We start from the raw sequence: 16,140 nt of genomic DNA, 5'->3' as shown, positions 1-16,140 counted from the left end.
ATGACTTAGATTATCCTATAATCTTTAAATTGATCACCATAGGAGATCAACTATCCCGAAATACTCCCGTTTGCATGGAAAAGTTCATCGATAGATGAGTCAAACATTGATAGGGAAAGGAGAGAGAAAATGAGGAGTTCACTCAAACCCATAAAATCAGGTGTTAGCAGTTTAGGAGTCGCGCTAATAATCGCTTTTACTGCTATTGAGGCGATCGCACAAATCGATTTAGCAATCTTAACAGAAATTCTCGGAGATAACAACGAAGTCTTTATCGAAAACCAAGTCGCCCAAGAAAACGATGATGCAACTTTAGGCGAAGAAGTCCGCACCGAACAAGCCAGAGCGCAGATTGATTTTAACACGGGCGCTGCGGGACGAATGAGCGAAAATTCTTCAATTGTTGTCGGTCAATGTCTCGAAGTCCAACAAGGTTTTTTGGTGGCTTCGGGACCCGCTAACGGTTGTCTTTCGGGGTTCGCCATCGGCGTCCAAGGAACGATTTATTTAATGAGCGCCGATGAAGACGGAGTGGGTACAATTAATGTGTTAGAAGGTGAAATTCAACTCGCTACCCAAGACAACCCCGACGACCCCAACGCCTTAACCATTACCGCCGGACAGAGAGTCACCCAGTTAACCCAAGGTTTGGCGCTGGCTGACATTACAATTGAACAGATGACCAAAGAAGAATACGAAGCCATTATCACCGGGCCGTTATTTCGAGGCTATGAAAATCCGTTACCCGATCAAGATAAAATAAACGAAGTCTGCGAACGTCTCTATGGAGATTGTGTCGCCGTCGGCAGTGAACCCCGGCAACCGCCCAATGGTACGCCCGTTCGCGGTTTATGGTAAGAATAGATTAACACTTGAGAAAGCACGGGTTGTCATCAACTCGTGACTTCTTATCAGGCGGTAAAATCTTCGTATGACTCTAAAACGACCCCAACGTGTAAAATGGTATCAGTGGAAAAATATTCAAGCCCGCTCGCCTTTATTTCGTTCCTTTGATAAATGTCTGTGGTTTCGGATTTACCTGGCGTTGGTGATTGCTTATATTGGTCTGCTGTTTGTTAACCGGATTGAAAATTGGGTCGCCGGTGAAACCATTTGTCAGGTAGAAGACACGGCTTTACAGTGTATTACTCAAGAAGTTCTTTCCCTGATTACCGTTGACCATATCGAAAGCTTCAGTATTTCCACCGTTGCGGCTTTGTACCTCTTAGAAAGCCATAAACGCCGACAGCGGGCAATTTACGAAGCATGGCAAGTCGTTGATAGCGCCGCCACATCGGGAGTCTCAACCAGTCGGGCGCGACTCAAAGCCCTGCAAGACCTCAACAATGAGGGCGTTTCTCTCGATGGACTCGATATTTCTCAAGCCTACCTCAAAGAGATTAACCTCTCGGGTGCGAGTTTAGTTGAAGCCAACCTCAAAGGCGCCAACTTGCAAGGATGTAGCCTCAGTCATGCTAACCTAAGCGGAGCCAATTTGCAAGGGGCCGACCTTCAAGGGGCAAATCTCCACGAAACTAACTTTATCGGTGCAAACTTGGCGGGTGCAAACCTGGCGGGTGCAAACCTCAAATGTACGGATTTTCAAGGCGCTAATTTGCAAGAAAGCCATCTCAAACAAGCCTATTCTGTCCGAAAAGCAAAGTTTGTACAAGCCAATCTTTCTCGGGTTGATTTTCAAGGGGTTTGTTTGCGGGGGGCTAATCTCAAACAGGCGATTTTATCCGAAGTGAATTTTAGCGATGCTAATCTCACCGATGCCAATTTAGAACAAGCGGATTTAATGGGCGCAGAATTACAAGGAGCGACGTTAAAAGGAACAAATTTAAGTCAAGCTTATTTGGTGAGGACGAACCATTTACGAGAGGTGAAAAATCTGCGCGAAGCGAACTTACAAGGGGCGAATTTAACTCGGGCAAATTTACGAGAAGTTAACTTACAAGGTGCAAATTTACAGCAGGCAAATTTACAACAGGCTATCTTACAAGGGGCAAATTTAAAAGATGCTAATTTAATTCGAGCCAACTTGAGAGAAGCCAAACTTCAAGACGCCAAACTTCAAGGAGTTAACCTAGAACGGGGAAATTTAGAAGGGGCGAATTTGGCTCAAGCTAACTTTCAGGCTGCAAATTTAACCGATGGGAATTTATGTGGAGCCTGTTTAAATCAAGCTCAATTTTATCAAGCTATTTTAATTCGAGCAGATTTTTACGGTCTTGACAACCTATTTTATACCGATTTTCAAGATGCGAATTTTCAAGAAGCTAACCTCAAAGGTGCTAATTTGCGAGGGGTTAATCTAAAAAATGCTAACTTCAAACAAGCCAACCTCAGACACGCAAATCTCAGCGATGTAGAAATGATTAGCCCTCAGCAAATTCAAGCCGCTCAGAATTATTTGGAAGCCGAATATAGCGATGATTTTCGCCAACAGCTTCACCTCAAACAACCTTCTTAATAACTCTTTGATTGAGCGAATTTTAGTTTCGCTCCAAATTCGCTCCAAATTCGCGTCAAATTCGCGTCAAAAGGTTATGTTGTAGGGGCTGAAAGTACGGAGAGGGTGGGATTCGAACCCACGAGAAGCTATTAACCTCTACTCGATTTCAAGTCGAGCGCATTCGACCACTCTGCCACCTCTCCAATTCATCTTCTGTTGTCAGCTAGAGATTAGAGATTTGAGATCCGCCTTTGAGATGGAAAGAGGGTCTCAATCCGGGTCTCTAATTTCAAAGCTAACTTAAGATTATACCATAGATGCCGCTTCGACAACAGCCTGAGGCTGACGATACAAAATTTCTTCTTCGGCGATGCGGAAATCGGGGTCAACCCAAACTAATTTCGCCTCAGACACCTGATCGCCTTCTAACGTCACCAAAGAAAAATTCCGTTGTTTCTGGCCGTTTCGGTCTTCAATGCGGTTGACTCGGGCGGCATTTAGATAAACCGTCCCCTCCAAACCCACCTCAACACACTTACGGCGACGAGTTTTGGTGTGGCGAAGATTATGGTGCATATGACCAAAGGTAACGAGAGGAATTTGTTTTCCTAAAGCCCTGGTTTGGGCGATCGCACTGGCAAAATCCGGATCGCCGTAGTCCCCCCCGATGGGCTTCCAATCTTTCCCACAGGGGTCTTCTGGTGCCTCTCCCAACCCGGTTGGCCCCGTATGACCCAAGAAAATCACGGTATTTTCAGTTGAACTTTCAACCGCTTCTACCATACGACGGGTTGACTCTTCAAAACTGTTAACCCCAAACCATTTTTGATAAAATTCACCATCTCTCCAGTCTGGCCCTCCCCAAGTAAAGGGGCGACTTCCCACCACCGTCAGTCCAAATTCGGGAAAATCTCGCTTTCCGTAACCGACATGGGCTTCTCCCAACAGATCCATTTGCTGCTGGACCCAATTTTCCTTTTCCGGGTCGTAGGGGCGATGTTTGCGTCCCCACTTGGTCATCGTATACCAGGCGTCATGGTTGCCAAATACCGCAGCTTTCGGCAAATCTAAATTCGCGATCGCCTGCACGACCTCAACCGCTTCGTTACCATAATCGCCGACAAACAGCACCAAATCAACCTCTAGCTGTTTGAGGGCGATCGCGTCTTGAGACTCCCATTGGTTGTGTACGTCCCCAACGACGGCAATCTTAATAACTTGTTTACAACTTTGATTCATCTGTGACTCTCTTGCCTCTCTTGATCTAGAATAGGCAATTTCAGTCCGTTTTCAAAGTCCATTTTTCAACTGTGGTGTCAATTGCAACAGACAAGCCCCCCCGATCTGCGGCATATTTTGGTGAAATCAACTATAATTAGAAGTTACGTTTTGTTAACTCATCCAACTGAAAGGACGCATTCATGTTTACAACCACAGTCTATCAACAAGCGAAACCCCAAACAACCCCCGATGATTTGTTTACGGCCATCAATGACCTCAAGCGGGAGTTAAAAGCGGTTGTCCTCGCCCACTACTACCAAGATCCCGATATTCAGGATGTTGCCGATTATATCGGAGATTCTCTCGGTTTGTCTCGCCAAGCTGCCAAAACCAACGCCGATGTGATCGTGTTTGCGGGGGTTCATTTTATGGCAGAAACCGCTAAAATTCTTAACCCGGATAAATTAGTTTTGTTACCCGATTTAGAAGCAGGATGTTCCCTGGCTGATACTTGTCCTCCCGAAGAATTTGCCCGGTTTAAAGCCGCACATCCGAATCATTTAGTTGTGTCTTATATTAACTGTAGTGCGGCAATTAAAGCGATGAGCGATATTATCTGCACCAGTTCAAATGCGGTCGATATTGTTCGGCAAATTCCCGAAGATCAGCCGATTATTTTTGCACCGGATCGCAATTTAGGCCGTTATGTGATGGCGGAAACTGGGCGGGATTTGGTGCTTTGGGAGGGGGCTTGTATGGTGCATGAAAACTTTTCCGAGAAGAAGATTGTACAGCTAAAAATTGAATATCCCCAAGCCGAAGTGATCGCCCATCCCGAATGTGAAACGCCGGTTTTACGCCACGCGAATTATATCGGTTCAACGACTGCTTTGTTGAAATATGCCAAAGAAAGCGACTGTTCAGAATTTATTGTGGCAACCGAACCGGGAATTATTCACCAAATGCAAAAAGAAGCGAGTAATAAACAGTTTATTCCCGCCCCACCGATGAATAGTTGTGCTTGCAATGAATGTCCGCATATGCGTTTGAATACTCTTGAAAAACTTTATCTGGCGATGAAAAATAGAACCCCGGAAATTACCCTTCCTGAAAATATTAGGGTCGCCGCATTAAAACCCATTCAGCGAATGTTAGAAATGAGTCGTTAAAATTGTAGGGGCGCATGGCCATGCGCCCTAAATGGTTACTGTACTAATAACTGGTCACTGTTCACTGAAAACACTCTCTTGCAAACTTTGCTACCGGCGGTTTCCGTCAGAAGCACAGTTTGCAAGAGAGCGACTGCTGAACCCGAAGGGTGACTGGTGACTGTAAAACCCGCCCCTACAATATTGGTGATTAAAATATAATCTAAATGTAAAATTCACTTCAGTAATTGGTTCTCTGTAAAGATTAAGATGAGAACAGTGACAGCCAAGAGTTTGTCGCCGGAACAGTTACAGGAATTTTTAATGACTTATCAGCAGTCGAAACCCAACTCAAAAGCTAGCCGTTGCTTTTGTCAGTGGACTGTTACCCGCCAATTTCCGCAACATAAAAACGAAGGCGAGAAAACTGATAAATTTGCACCGGTTCAAGTTTTTTCAAGTCCAGAAAATACAACCGGTATACCGGATGAGTTGAAAGCGGGTATTGAATATCTTTGCGGTTTTTCTATCGATGATGTGAAAGTTCATTATAATTCTGCCAAACCTGCGGAATTACAAGCCCTAGCTTATACTCAAGATCGAGATATTTATCTAGCGCCCGGTCAAGAAGAACATTTACCCCACGAACTTTGGCACGTTGTTCAACAGATACAGGGTCGAGTTCAATCAACTTTGCAAGTTAATAATACATCGGTTAATGATAATAAAATCCTGGAAAAAGAAGCGGATAAAATGGGTAAACGTGCCGATGAATTCAGGATTGATTCTAACTATCAATTGAGTTTTCCGAATCCGACTATAAATCCCCAGAATATTGTTCAAAGACAAATCGGGATGGAAATCGAAGTTCCGATGGATTTACAAAAGGGAAACCTAAAACCCGAAAGCGAACAAAAAGAAGTTTCTCCCTTTAAAACAAAAAGTCGAGAATTACCTTTTATTCCAACTAACGACCGTTCTATTAAAAAGAGTAAAACCGCAATTATGAATGGTAACTCTTGGAAACTAACGCCCGATGGTTACGAGGATAGTTGGTATTGTGAATATATTACCGATCCGGTGAATGAGACGAAAAACCCGCAAGAATTAACCCGTATTGTCGAAAATCTTAAAAACTGGGTCAGTGATAATTTAGTCAATTTGCAAACGGGAGAATATATTCAACTCCCCGAAGATTATGTTTTGGGATGGCATCCTTTTCAAAAGGGTAATGAGATTTCAGGATCGTTTCATGTAACTGCGGGAGTCCGGCTGGATCGGATTTTTGAGATGTTAGAAAATCTGGCAAAATTCAACAATATTTCTGATCTCAAAACTGAGGACTATTATCAGGGTTTAGTCATCGGACAAGCGGATAAAATTGTGATTGTTCAGGCGGTTAAGGAAACCCAAACTCTGAATGAATCTTTAGAATATAAAGGTCTGGTTGCTTTGATGGGGAGTTATGTTGGGGGTCAGTATCGATTTATTAACCATGAAAATCCTGAAATGAGTTTACACCCGAAAATTCGCACGGGTAAAATCTTAGTTCCGGTGTTAAGTCGAACGAATTTGGGAGAGATTCGACAGCAGGTTAAAATTAACAATCATGCCGATTTTTTAAATCATATCCTGACCGCCGCAGGACTGAGTTTAACACTCGCCCATAAACCGCTTTTTCCTCACAGTTTAACCGCCGGAAAAGAGACGGGTCGAAGTATAGATGCTAATCCAGAAATGACGATTTCTGAGTGGGTTCTGGGGATATTTAACGGCGAAGATAAACAGTGGTCGGATGAAGACTTTTCGATGGAATCTGTTGGCCCGGAATGGGAAACAACTTCTCCTGAAGGGGTTTGTGTGACTCACCGCAAGCAGGGTGCTGTTTTGGAAATTCGCAGTTTTGACTCTTACAATCTTCCGGTCGAACAATGGGGAGACTTTACAAGCGAGGTGGTTTTATTGTTTACTAAATTGAATGAATTGCGTCAAGAGTGATTTTGATTTGATTTGGAATTAATGCAACATTTGATTATTTTTACTCGCTATCCAGAACCGGGGAAAACGAAAACCCGATTAATTCCGGCTTTGGGGACCGAAGGTGCGGCGGAATTTCATCGTCAAATGACCGAAAAAACGGTTAAATTGGTGAGAGAATTTGCCGCATCTTATCCGATTTCTACTGAAATTTGTTATACGGGCGGAAATGGGGAATTGATGCGGGATTGGTTGGGGGCGGATTTGCGGTATAATTTGCAGGGAAGTGGGGATTTGGGCGATCGCCTGCGAGAGTCGTTTCAAGGGGCTTTTGAGTTGGGAAAAACGGCTGTAACGGCAATTGGAACCGACTGCATGGATTTAAGTCTTGAAATCTTATTTGGGGCGTTTGAGAAGCTGAAACAAGGGGATATTGTGTTGGGGCCTGCCGATGATGGGGGTTATTATTTAATTGGGTTAAGTCGGTTGATTCCGGAAGTCTTTATGGGGATTAATTGGGGAACTTCGGAAGTGTTTCAACAGACGATAACGGTTTGTGAACGTCTAAATTTAGCGGTTGAATTGTTACCGCAGTTAGCCGATATTGATCGCCCCGAAGATTTAAAATAATCTCTCCAATCATTTATCATCGGTTATCTTTTATAGATTTCCTAACAATCCTCAAAATGAATAATGAGATCATGTCCGATTAATTAATTATAATTTTGTAGGGGCGGGTTCCCCAAAAATCTGTGTTTCCCAGAAATTATTTAGATAAACCCGCCCCACCCCATAATAGAATTAATCAACCGGATATGGTATGAATGAAGATAAAATTTCCATTATTCTCCCCGTTTTAAACGAGGAACAAACCATCGCCTCCGTGCTGTCAAACCTGCAAAATGCTCCTCAAATTGAAATTATTATTGTAGATGGTGGCAGCGCAGATCATACAATAGAAATCGCCCAAACATTTGGGAAAAATGCAGATGTTGAACTGCGAATTATCGAAACCCATCGGGGACGCGCCCATCAGATGAATATCGGCGCAAAATCAGCAACGGGAGAGATTTTACTGTTTTTACACGCGGACACACAATTACCCCTGAAATTTGAGAAGTGGGTGCGTCAGCTACTCGATGAACCCAAAGTCGTTGCGGGGGCGTTTGAGTTGAAAATAACCGCATCTGTGGGAGGTTTACGTTGGGTTGAACGGGGGGTAAAATGGCGATCGCAATTTCTACAAATGCCCTACGGGGATCAGGCGATTTTTCTCAAAGCGAGTACCTTTTGGGATGGGGGCGGCTTCCCGCAACTGCCTTTTATGGAGGATTTTGAACTGGTGCGCCGGTTGCGGCGACGGGGAAAAATTGCCCTTGTCCCCCTGGCGGTAACAACTTCGGGCCGACGCTGGCAAAAGTTGGGGGTATTGCGGACAACGTTAATCAATCAAATCATTATTATCGCCTATTTGTTGGGCGTTTCTCCCACAAGACTCGCGAATTGGTACAGAAGTAAACATTAATCAACAAATATGTGAACTTTTTTAACGCTCCTGTTGATTTGTGCGACTAGATGACGCCGAGATGCGTAAAATAGAAGCTCAAGTTTCCTACCAATTGTCAAACATACAGGAGAAAATCAATATGAGTGCGGCTGACGAGGCCAGAGATTCAGGATTTGCTCAACCCTATAAGGGCGATCCCTTCACCGGACATCTGTCTACACCCATCAGTGATTCCGATTTTACACGGACATTTATCGGCAATTTACCCGCTTATCGTCAAGGCCTTTCTCCCTTGATTCGCGGCTTAGAAATTGGCATGGCTCACGGCTATTTTATCATTGGCCCCTGGGTGAAACTTGGGCCATTACGCGATAGCACCAGTGCCAACTTAGGCGGATTAATTTCAGGAATTGCTCTGATTTTAATTGCAACAGCTTGTCTATCCGCTTATGGCTTAGTTTCCTTCCGCAAAAAAGCTGAAGGTGCTGATTTCTTACAATCTTCTGAAGGCTGGAGTCAATTTGCGGGTGGCTTCTTTATCGGTGGAATGGGTGGGGCTTTTGTTGCCTTCTTCCTCTTGGAAAACTTCTCGGTTGTCGATGATATTTTCCGAGGAATTGTCAACAACTAACCTCGTTCTGAGTTGAATTTTTGAACTTGATAACCTTTAACACGGGTTAAAGCAACTCAGATCCAATCTCGCTGAAAATCTTGCTACTGTGAAATAGGAGAATTTAAGATGACCGGTTCATACGCGGCTGCATATTTGCCTTGGATTTTGATTCCGATTGTTTGCTGGCTGTTACCCGTTGTTGTGATGGGTTTGCTGTTCATTTACATTGAAAGCGAAGCCTAAAACTCTCGGTTGAACACAACGAAAAATCCTCCAGCAAACTAACGGTTGGGGGATTTTTACTGTGTAAGTTTTAAGCAACAACTATTTGATAGCTCTTCTCTATCTGATACACCCTACCCAAAAAGTAGAGTCCATCAAATCAAAAACAAATTTTTGTGGCTTTTCAAAAATAATTGTTTGATGCACCCTACTTGAAATTTAACGGGAGAAGGTGTTAGAACGCCATCTTCCTAAATGAGATTCTGCTATCGTTGCTAGACGTCTTAAGTCTATTATTTCTTGTTGCAAATTGTTGATGGTTTTTTCCTGTTCTTCTATTTTTTGTTTTAACGCTCCATAACTTTCTGATGAGTTGCTTAACCCAATATTTGTATTCCAGGGATGATAAATAGGCTGAGGTTGGTGATAGGTTTGAGTCGAACTTGGAGAACTTTCTACAGAAACTCCTGCTTGAGATTTTGTACTTGCGGAAGCTAAACTGTGAGCGAGTTGGCTTTCAAGTTCCGGTATCCGGGTGAGTTGATTTTCTAAGTTAGTTATTGAGACATTTTGATGTTCTAATTTCTGTCTCAACTCGGAAACGATTGCTTCTTGCTGTTCTAACTGTTGTTCTAACTGTTGATAATCTTCAGATGAAACAGTTTGAGTGAGTTGTTGTTCTAAGTTTTGAACGGTTTCTAACTGCTGTTTTAGCTGTTGTTCTAACTGTTGATAATCTTCAGATGAAACAGTTTGAGTGAGTTGTTGTTCTAAGTTTTGAACGGTTTCTAGTTGCTGTTTTAGCTGTTGTTCTAACTGTTGATAATCTTCAGATGAAACAGTTTGAGTGAGTTGTTGTTCTAAGTTTTGAACGGTTTCTAACTGCTGTTTTAGCTGTTGTTCTAACTGTTGATAATCTTCAGATGAAACAGTTTGAGTGAGTTGTTGTTCTAAGTTTTGAACGGTTTCTAACTGTTGTTCTAGCTGTTGTTCTAACTGTTGATAATCTTCAGATGAAACAGTTTGAGTGAGTTGTTGTTCTAAGTTTTGAACGGTTTCTAACTGTTGTTCTAGCTGTTGTTGTAACTGCTGATAGTCTTCAGCCGAAACCATTTCAGCGAGTTGTTGTTCTAAGTTTTGAACGGTTTCTAACTGTTGTTCTAGCTGTTGTTGTAACTGCTGATAGTCTTCAGCCGAAACCATTTCAGCGAGTTGTTGTTGTAACCGCTTAACAGTTTCTAACTGCTGTTGTAACTGTTGTTGTAACTGCTGATAATCTTCAGATGAAACAGCTTGAGTTAATTGTTGTTCTAAGTTTTGAACGGTTTCTAACTGTTGTTCTAGCTGTTGTTGTAACTGCTGATAGTCTTCAGATGAAACCATTTCAGCTAATTGTTGTTCTAAGTTTTGAACGGTTTCTAACTGCTGTTCTAACTGTTGTTGTAACTTTTGATGATTTTGGGTTGGAACAGCTTGAGTTAATTGTTGTTCTAACCGCTTAACAGTTTCTAACTGCTGTTGTAACTGCTGTTGTAACTGTTGATAGTCTTCAGTTGGGACAGTTTGGGTTAATTGTTGTTGTAACCGCTTAACAGTTTCTAACTGCTGTTGTAACTGCTGTTGTAACTGTTGATAGTCTTCAGTTGGGACAGTTTCAGCGAGTTGTTGTTCGAACTGAGACAGTTTAGCGAGTTGTTGTTCTAAACTGTTGATGGTGTTGGCTTGTTCCTCTGATTGACGTTGAAGCGTTTGACAACGTTCTTGAAGTTCAACCAGAGCAGTTGAATCTTGATTTTGAGAGGGTTGACTTGCTTGATTTTCGACTTGGGGAGCAACAGACTTTTGCTCTAAACTAGCGACTGAGTTAGAGGCTTTTGCTTCTGCTTGTGTGGCTAATGTAATTGTCGTTTCACTACCATTTCCAGAAACATCAAACTCACCTCTAGCGATGCGTTCAACGAACTCAGAGCGAGATAAACCAAGTTGTTTAGCAATGTCACCCAATCGTTTTGCTCCAGTAGGAGTCAAAGATACCCCGACTTTTACCTTGCTTTCTGAATACAAGGTTGGAACACCACGTTTTTTCTTTCTTGACATTGCCTTATCCTCAGCATTTTAACTTTAATACTGTATTAAAAGTATAGATGCCGATTGGGATCAAAGATTTCTAAGATTTGTAACATTTGCGTCAGTCCAAATTGATGCTATACTCACTTAGCGCGAATAAAAGGCTTCCAATTCGATGGAGTCTGCTTTGAGTTGGCGGGAAACACTTGTACAGCGTTGTTGGCGACGGACACGTGAACTCGCATTCCTATTGATAAAGCCTCTCCCGCTCGGGTGCGAGCCACCCATTCTCGCCCAGAGGGAACTTGTAAACTATAATGAAGTTCTCGGCCCAAAAATTGGCGATCGCGGATAATCACAGGTGCATCTTCATCGGGTTGAAGAATAAAATCTTCCTGACGCACCATTAATTCAACCTGCTCTAAATTGTTGCTATTGCCATTAAATGTCTGTTCAATTCTATTACTATCAATGACAAAACTTCCCAGTTCAGTTTCCCACACATCGCCCCGACGTTGAGCGGGAATAAAATTAGCCTGAGTCACAAACTCCGCGACAAACCGAGACGCCGGATGTTGATAAATTTCTTCGGGGGTGCCACACTGTTCTAAACATCCAGAACGCATCACGGCCACCCAGTCGGATATCGAAAGCGCTTCTTCTTGGTCGTGAGTGACAAATATTCCAGAAGTTCCCGCAGCTTTGAGAATTTCTCGCAACTCTTGGCGGAGTCGATGACGCACCTGCACATCCAAATTACTCAAGGGTTCATCGAGAAGCACCAAAGCCGGACGCGGCGCCAACGCTCTAGCCAAAGCCACCCGTTGCTGTTGACCGCCAGAGAGTTCGTGAGGATAACGGCTTCCCAACCCGCTCAACCCCACCAATTCTAGCGCTTCACCGACTCGCTGTTTCACCTGTTCCTTTGACTTTTTCTTGAGACGTTGTAAGCCAAAAGCGACATTTTTCTCAACGGTCAAATGGGGAAATAGAGCGTAGTCCTGAAACACCATCCCCACATCTCGCTGTTCGGGAGGGAGCCAACGGTCGGGACTGGCAACGACTTGTTCGGCGATTTTAATTATACCCGATTGGGGTTGCTCAAATCCAGCAATCATTCTCAACAATGTGGTTTTCCCACAGCCCGACGGCCCCAACAAACCCAAGATGTCGCCTTGAGATAAGGTCAGCGTGACGTTTTGAACCGCAAGAACATCTTGGCGTGCGAATTGTTTGCTGACTTGATCGAGATGTAAAATAACAGACTGGCCCATGTTTAACTTGACTAACCCAACTCCTACCCTTAGAGTAGCTTATTGCAATTTTAAATCAAAAAGCACCGAATAATACTACTCTGTTTTTAGGATATCTTCTCATTAATATTGTGTTAAATTTTGTAGACTGTGTTACAACGGGTCATCGTTAACCAAATTGAGGAAAAGAATGTTTCGGGTTTTTCGCTTTAACGCTTGGACGGTTTTTGTGATGGTTGTCGCTTTGCTGATCGCCAGTCCGGTTTTATTTGTTCTCAGCAGTATTTTTACCAATTCTAGCGAAGTTTGGGGTCATTTGGCTGCCACCGTTTTACCGGGTTATCTCAAAAACTCATTGATTCTCATGTTGGGTGTGGGTTTGGGTGTTTTTATCGTGGGTGTGGGAACGGCTTGGCTAGTAACAATGTGTCGCTTTCCGGGAAGTGGTTGGTTTGAATTTTTATTGTTACTTCCTCTGGCAGCACCCGCGTATATTTTAGCCTATGTTTATACCGAATGGTTAGAATTTTACGGCCCGGTTCAAAGCAGTTTAAGAGCAATTTTCGGTTGGACTGCGGTGGGAGATTATTGGTTTCCGAGTATTCGTTCAATGGTCGGCGCAATTCTGCTTCTAATTTTAACGCTTTATCCCTACGTTTATCTATTAGTTCGGGTGTCTTTTTTAGAACAAGCAACCTGTATGTTAGAGGCGAGTCGCTCTCTCGGTTGTAACCCCTGGCGTAGTTTTCTAACTGTTGCTTTACCTTTAGCCAGACCTGCAATTATGGCGGGTTTGGCGTTGGCTTTAATGGAAACGTTAAATGATTTTGGTACCGTTCAATATTTCGGGGTCGATACGTTTACAACCGGAATTTATCGAACTTGGTTCGGGATGGGAGAACGGGTGGCTGCGGCTCAACTGGCGGCAGTTTTAATGTTATTTATCTTGGCTTTAATTTTACTCGAAATTTGGTCGCGCCGTCAAGCCAAATATTATCAAGCCAACAGTCGATTTAAACAGTTAAACCCGTTTCAACTCAAAGGAATTCGAGCGGGTTTGGCGTTTGTCGCTTGTTTTATCCCGGTGTTTTTGGGGTTGTTGCTGCCGGGGATTTTATTGTTTGAAATGACCCTAGAAAATCTAGGAACGGTTTTTGACCGACGCTTTTTTGAGTTTGCCGGAAATAGCTTGCTCGTTGCCACAATAACCGGAGTTTTAGCGATAGTGATTGCTTTAATTATGGCTTATGGGGTGCGACTGCAACCGAGTCTAGAAATGCGCTTTTCCGTACAAATTGCGGCGATGGGTTATGCTATCCCCGGTTCGGTTATTGCAGTGGGAATTTTAATTCCTTTGGGTCGGTTTGATAACGCCATTGATAGCTTTATGCGGGCAACTTTTGGCATTTCTACCGGGTTGTTATTCAGCGGCACCATTACGGCTTTAATCTTTGCCTATTTGGTGCGATTTTTGGCGGTTTCTTTTGGGGCGGTGAACTCCAGTTTGAGTAAAATTAAACCCAGTTTAGATGATGCAGCACGGAGTTTAGGTCACAACCCAAGCAGCACTTTAGTTAAGGTTCACGCACCCATTATGTGGGGCGGTTTATTAACCGCAGGAATGCTAACTTTTGTCGATGTAATGAAAGAATTACCCGCAACTTTAGTGGTTAGACCGTTTAATTTTGATACCCTAGCCGTGCGAGTTTATAATTTAGCCGCAGATGAACGGTTAGCCGAAGCCGCAGGTCCAGCTTTAGCCTTGGTTGCTGTCGGAATGATTCCGGTTCTTTTTATGAGTTGGAAAATTGCTCAATCTCGTCAGAATTCCGTTGATTTGTAGCTAGAAAATGGTATAATCTTTGTAAGCTGAGTTGTAGGAATTTGAGCGATGCTTTCTCCTTTTCCGGGAATCAATCCCTACTTGGAGCAATTTTGGTCCGGTGTTCATCATCGACTGATTACTGCGATCGCCAATTTTGTAGCGCCTCAAATTCGACCAAAATATATTGTCGCCGTAGAAGAACGGGTCTATCAAACGGTTGGGGAAAGTTCGGTGTTAGTTGGAATTCCTGATGTTTCTGTCGCCCATTTAAACGGTGTTAAAACTCCCATTGATTTAACTTCAGTTTCCTCCTCAAAACAACCGATAACCGTCTTAGTTCCCCAGACCGAAAGATTAACCGAAAGCTATTTAGAAATTCGTCGAGTTGGAACCGAGGAAGTCATCACAGCGATTGAAATTTTATCCCCCATCAACAAACAACCCGGAAAAAGTCGTCAACAATACGAAGCAAAACGTCAGAAAATTTTAGATAGTTTAACCCATTTTGTTGAAATCGATTTGTTACGACAGGGACAGCCGATGTTAGTTTATGGAGAGGAAATTAAAAGTGATTATCGGATTTTAATCAGTCGCAGCAATTCCCGTCCCCAAGCCGATTTATATGCGTTCAATCTCCGAGATGAACTTCCCAAAATTCCCCTCCCCTTACAGTTAGAAGATTCCGAACCGATGATTAATTTAGGAGAAATTTTACAGGAAATTTATACACAAGGGGGTTTTGATTTGAGAATTGATTATTCTCGCGAACCCGTACCCCCCTTAACAGAAGAAAATGCAGTTTGGCTTGATAGTCAACTTCGCGATCGCCAACTTCGATAATTCTCAGTAAATCTCCAACAAATTAAGACGGAGGAGGGGGGAAAATACTTAAACAGGTTAACGTTCTTACCGTCGCCGCAGCCACATAATTTCGCTTGGCGGGTTGGTCGGGAGCGAAAGCGTTTCCGGTTTCATTGAGAGGGGATGCAGCTTGACAATTGGATGACATTTTTAAAATCGTATCTTTCGCCCAATGTTGGTTAATATCAGAAAAGTTTGTCGGTTCTGGGGTATCAAAAAATTCTCGACCATCCCATTTTCGGAGTTCATTCATATAGCGATCAACTGACCACAACATCGCCATTAATTCAGCCCGAGTCACCGCTTGATCGGGACGAAAAAGACCATCTTTATACCCTCGAATAAATCCAATTTCACGCGCCAATTGAATTTTCGCCGCACTCCATCGGTTAGCATCAACATCGGGAAAGGGATTTTTTTCGACGGTGGTTGGAAGTTTAGGTAAAGTGGTTATCTGACCTGTAGGAAACGGAATATTTGAATTTTCTAAGGGAACTTTGTAAAATAATTCTATCACAACGGAAACCAATTGTTCTCGGGTTAAAGGCTGTTGAGGGCGAAATTGTTGTTGAGGAAATCCGATCATCAGTCCGGCTTCACTTGCTTGGTGAATTTCTTGTTGATAAAGATCTTGATTGACATCTACAAACGGAATCCTGGTTGTAATAGATGAAGTAATTTCACTGGCTTGGACTGGCGAAACGATGAGCGATAAAATCACTAAAGATAAAACATTTCTCAAAGGTCGAAATCGAAACAACTGAGCGTTCATACCTAACTAAGAGAGTCAAAAAGTTAATCGTCATTCATAGAGATTTTTTTCTCCTCAGTTAGCAATAAATCCGGTTATTCTCAAAAAAACAGCGATGGAGTTAGACCCGAAAGATTTATAGATGCAAATTGAGGTAAACTAAAGTAGGGTGGGTGAAAATAAATAACTAAACTGCTAAAATCACCAACTTTTTGCTGTCACCCACCAACCTTGTCA

14 protein-coding genes and 1 tRNA gene are annotated in these 16,140 nt (G+C 43.0%); 10 read left to right on the top strand and 5 right to left on the bottom strand.

Features of this window, described 5'->3' with window-relative positions:
* The first annotated feature begins 129 nt into the window (after positions 1 to 129).
* Positions 130 to 858 carry a hypothetical protein gene (locus ACL6C3_RS19725; RefSeq protein WP_413160740.1) on the top strand — a complete coding sequence of 243 codons (729 nt, stop codon included), beginning with the start codon at positions 130 to 132 and terminating at the stop codon, positions 856 to 858.
* 73 nt (positions 859 to 931) lie between these two features.
* Entirely contained in the window at positions 932 to 2,476 is a 1,545-nt protein-coding gene (locus ACL6C3_RS19720) for a pentapeptide repeat-containing protein (RefSeq protein WP_413160739.1), read from the top strand.
* A gap of 97 nt (positions 2,477 to 2,573) precedes the next feature.
* Here the strand turns inward: ACL6C3_RS19720 and ACL6C3_RS19715 are convergent.
* Both ACL6C3_RS19715 and ACL6C3_RS19710 read right to left on the bottom strand, forming a co-directional pair.
* A tRNA-Ser gene (locus ACL6C3_RS19715) sits at positions 2,574 to 2,661 on the bottom strand.
* Positions 2,662 to 2,764: 103 nt separating this feature from the next.
* A complete protein-coding gene (locus ACL6C3_RS19710) occupies positions 2,765 to 3,697 on the bottom strand; it encodes a TIGR04168 family protein (RefSeq protein ID WP_413160738.1) in 933 nt (310 codons plus the stop codon).
* A gap of 182 nt (positions 3,698 to 3,879) precedes the next feature.
* Between ACL6C3_RS19710 and nadA the strand changes: the two genes are divergently transcribed.
* The 6 genes from nadA to ACL6C3_RS19680 all read left to right on the top strand — a co-directional run bounded on the left by nadA (position 3,880) and on the right by ACL6C3_RS19680 (position 9,167).
* A complete protein-coding gene (gene nadA, locus ACL6C3_RS19705) occupies positions 3,880 to 4,848 on the top strand; it encodes a quinolinate synthase NadA (protein WP_413160737.1) in 969 nt (322 codons plus the stop codon).
* Between the two features lie 249 nt (positions 4,849 to 5,097).
* Entirely contained in the window at positions 5,098 to 6,825 is a 1,728-nt protein-coding gene (locus tag ACL6C3_RS19700) for a DUF4157 domain-containing protein (protein ID WP_413160736.1), read from the top strand.
* A gap of 21 nt (positions 6,826 to 6,846) precedes the next feature.
* Positions 6,847 to 7,434, top strand: coding sequence for a TIGR04282 family arsenosugar biosynthesis glycosyltransferase (locus ACL6C3_RS19695; protein WP_413160734.1), 588 nt, complete (start codon positions 6,847 to 6,849; stop codon positions 7,432 to 7,434).
* Between the two features lie 190 nt (positions 7,435 to 7,624).
* The gene (locus ACL6C3_RS19690) at positions 7,625 to 8,329 is read left to right on the top strand and encodes a TIGR04283 family arsenosugar biosynthesis glycosyltransferase (RefSeq protein WP_413160732.1); all 705 of its coding nucleotides are present in this window, start codon (positions 7,625 to 7,627) and stop codon (positions 8,327 to 8,329) included.
* A 121-nt stretch (positions 8,330 to 8,450) separates the two neighbouring features.
* Positions 8,451 to 8,942 (top strand): photosystem I reaction center protein subunit XI, encoded by a 492-nt coding sequence (locus ACL6C3_RS19685; RefSeq protein WP_413168375.1) that lies wholly within the window; start codon positions 8,451 to 8,453, stop codon positions 8,940 to 8,942.
* A 108-nt stretch (positions 8,943 to 9,050) separates the two neighbouring features.
* Positions 9,051 to 9,167 (top strand): photosystem I reaction center subunit VIII, encoded by a 117-nt coding sequence (locus ACL6C3_RS19680; protein WP_413160731.1) that lies wholly within the window; start codon positions 9,051 to 9,053, stop codon positions 9,165 to 9,167.
* A gap of 198 nt (positions 9,168 to 9,365) precedes the next feature.
* On the opposite strand, the gene ACL6C3_RS19675 is transcribed toward ACL6C3_RS19680, so the two are convergent.
* Together ACL6C3_RS19675 and ACL6C3_RS19670 are read right to left on the bottom strand one after the other, a co-directional pair.
* A complete protein-coding gene (locus tag ACL6C3_RS19675; RefSeq protein ID WP_413160729.1) occupies positions 9,366 to 11,243 on the bottom strand; it encodes a hypothetical protein in 1,878 nt (625 codons plus the stop codon).
* A 113-nt stretch (positions 11,244 to 11,356) separates the two neighbouring features.
* Positions 11,357 to 12,487, bottom strand: a complete 1,131-nt coding sequence (locus ACL6C3_RS19670) for an ABC transporter ATP-binding protein (RefSeq protein WP_413160728.1) — start codon at positions 12,485 to 12,487, stop codon at positions 11,357 to 11,359.
* A 169-nt stretch (positions 12,488 to 12,656) separates the two neighbouring features.
* On the opposite strand from ACL6C3_RS19670, the gene ACL6C3_RS19665 reads away from it, so the two are divergent.
* Both ACL6C3_RS19665 and ACL6C3_RS19660 read left to right on the top strand, forming a co-directional pair.
* Positions 12,657 to 14,309, top strand: coding sequence for an ABC transporter permease (locus ACL6C3_RS19665; RefSeq protein ID WP_413160727.1), 1,653 nt, complete (start codon positions 12,657 to 12,659; stop codon positions 14,307 to 14,309).
* A gap of 48 nt (positions 14,310 to 14,357) precedes the next feature.
* A complete protein-coding gene (locus tag ACL6C3_RS19660) occupies positions 14,358 to 15,131 on the top strand; it encodes a DUF4058 family protein (RefSeq protein WP_413160726.1) in 774 nt (257 codons plus the stop codon).
* A gap of 22 nt (positions 15,132 to 15,153) precedes the next feature.
* Here ACL6C3_RS19660 and ACL6C3_RS19655 read toward each other — a convergent pair whose 3' ends face one another.
* On the bottom strand, positions 15,154 to 15,924 hold the full coding sequence (locus tag ACL6C3_RS19655) for an S-layer homology domain-containing protein (RefSeq protein WP_413160725.1): 771 nt from the start codon (positions 15,922 to 15,924) through the stop codon (positions 15,154 to 15,156).
* Positions 15,925 to 16,140: the final 216 nt, after the last annotated feature.

The sequence above is a fragment of the Capilliphycus salinus ALCB114379 genome, assembly GCF_047276495.1.
GTDB classification, from domain to species: Bacteria; Cyanobacteriota; Cyanobacteriia; order Cyanobacteriales; family Microcoleaceae; genus Capilliphycus; species Capilliphycus salinus.
Note: the sequence above shows the minus strand (reverse complement) of the source record. Positions and strands in the feature narration are given on the sequence as shown.

What these genes read in the sequence shown, in the direction of transcription:
- ACL6C3_RS19725 (WP_413160740.1), top strand. Translation starts at nt 130, where the DNA reads ATGAGGAGTTCACTCAAACCCATAAAATCAGGTGTTAGCAGTTTAGGA.
- ACL6C3_RS19720 (WP_413160739.1), top strand. Translation starts at nt 932, where the DNA reads ATGACTCTAAAACGACCCCAACGTGTAAAATGGTATCAGTGGAAAAAT.
- ACL6C3_RS19710 (WP_413160738.1), bottom strand. Translation starts at nt 3,697, where the DNA reads ATGAATCAAAGTTGTAAACAAGTTATTAAGATTGCCGTCGTTGGGGAC.
- nadA (WP_413160737.1), top strand. Translation starts at nt 3,880, where the DNA reads ATGTTTACAACCACAGTCTATCAACAAGCGAAACCCCAAACAACCCCC.
- ACL6C3_RS19700 (WP_413160736.1), top strand. Translation starts at nt 5,098, where the DNA reads ATGAGAACAGTGACAGCCAAGAGTTTGTCGCCGGAACAGTTACAGGAA.
- ACL6C3_RS19695 (WP_413160734.1), top strand. Translation starts at nt 6,847, where the DNA reads ATGCAACATTTGATTATTTTTACTCGCTATCCAGAACCGGGGAAAACG.
- ACL6C3_RS19690 (WP_413160732.1), top strand. Translation starts at nt 7,625, where the DNA reads ATGAATGAAGATAAAATTTCCATTATTCTCCCCGTTTTAAACGAGGAA.
- ACL6C3_RS19685 (WP_413168375.1), top strand. Translation starts at nt 8,451, where the DNA reads ATGAGTGCGGCTGACGAGGCCAGAGATTCAGGATTTGCTCAACCCTAT.
- ACL6C3_RS19680 (WP_413160731.1), top strand. Translation starts at nt 9,051, where the DNA reads ATGACCGGTTCATACGCGGCTGCATATTTGCCTTGGATTTTGATTCCG.
- ACL6C3_RS19675 (WP_413160729.1), bottom strand. Translation starts at nt 11,243, where the DNA reads ATGTCAAGAAAGAAAAAACGTGGTGTTCCAACCTTGTATTCAGAAAGC.
- ACL6C3_RS19670 (WP_413160728.1), bottom strand. Translation starts at nt 12,487, where the DNA reads ATGGGCCAGTCTGTTATTTTACATCTCGATCAAGTCAGCAAACAATTC.
- ACL6C3_RS19665 (WP_413160727.1), top strand. Translation starts at nt 12,657, where the DNA reads ATGTTTCGGGTTTTTCGCTTTAACGCTTGGACGGTTTTTGTGATGGTT.
- ACL6C3_RS19660 (WP_413160726.1), top strand. Translation starts at nt 14,358, where the DNA reads ATGCTTTCTCCTTTTCCGGGAATCAATCCCTACTTGGAGCAATTTTGG.
- ACL6C3_RS19655 (WP_413160725.1), bottom strand. Translation starts at nt 15,924, where the DNA reads ATGAACGCTCAGTTGTTTCGATTTCGACCTTTGAGAAATGTTTTATCT.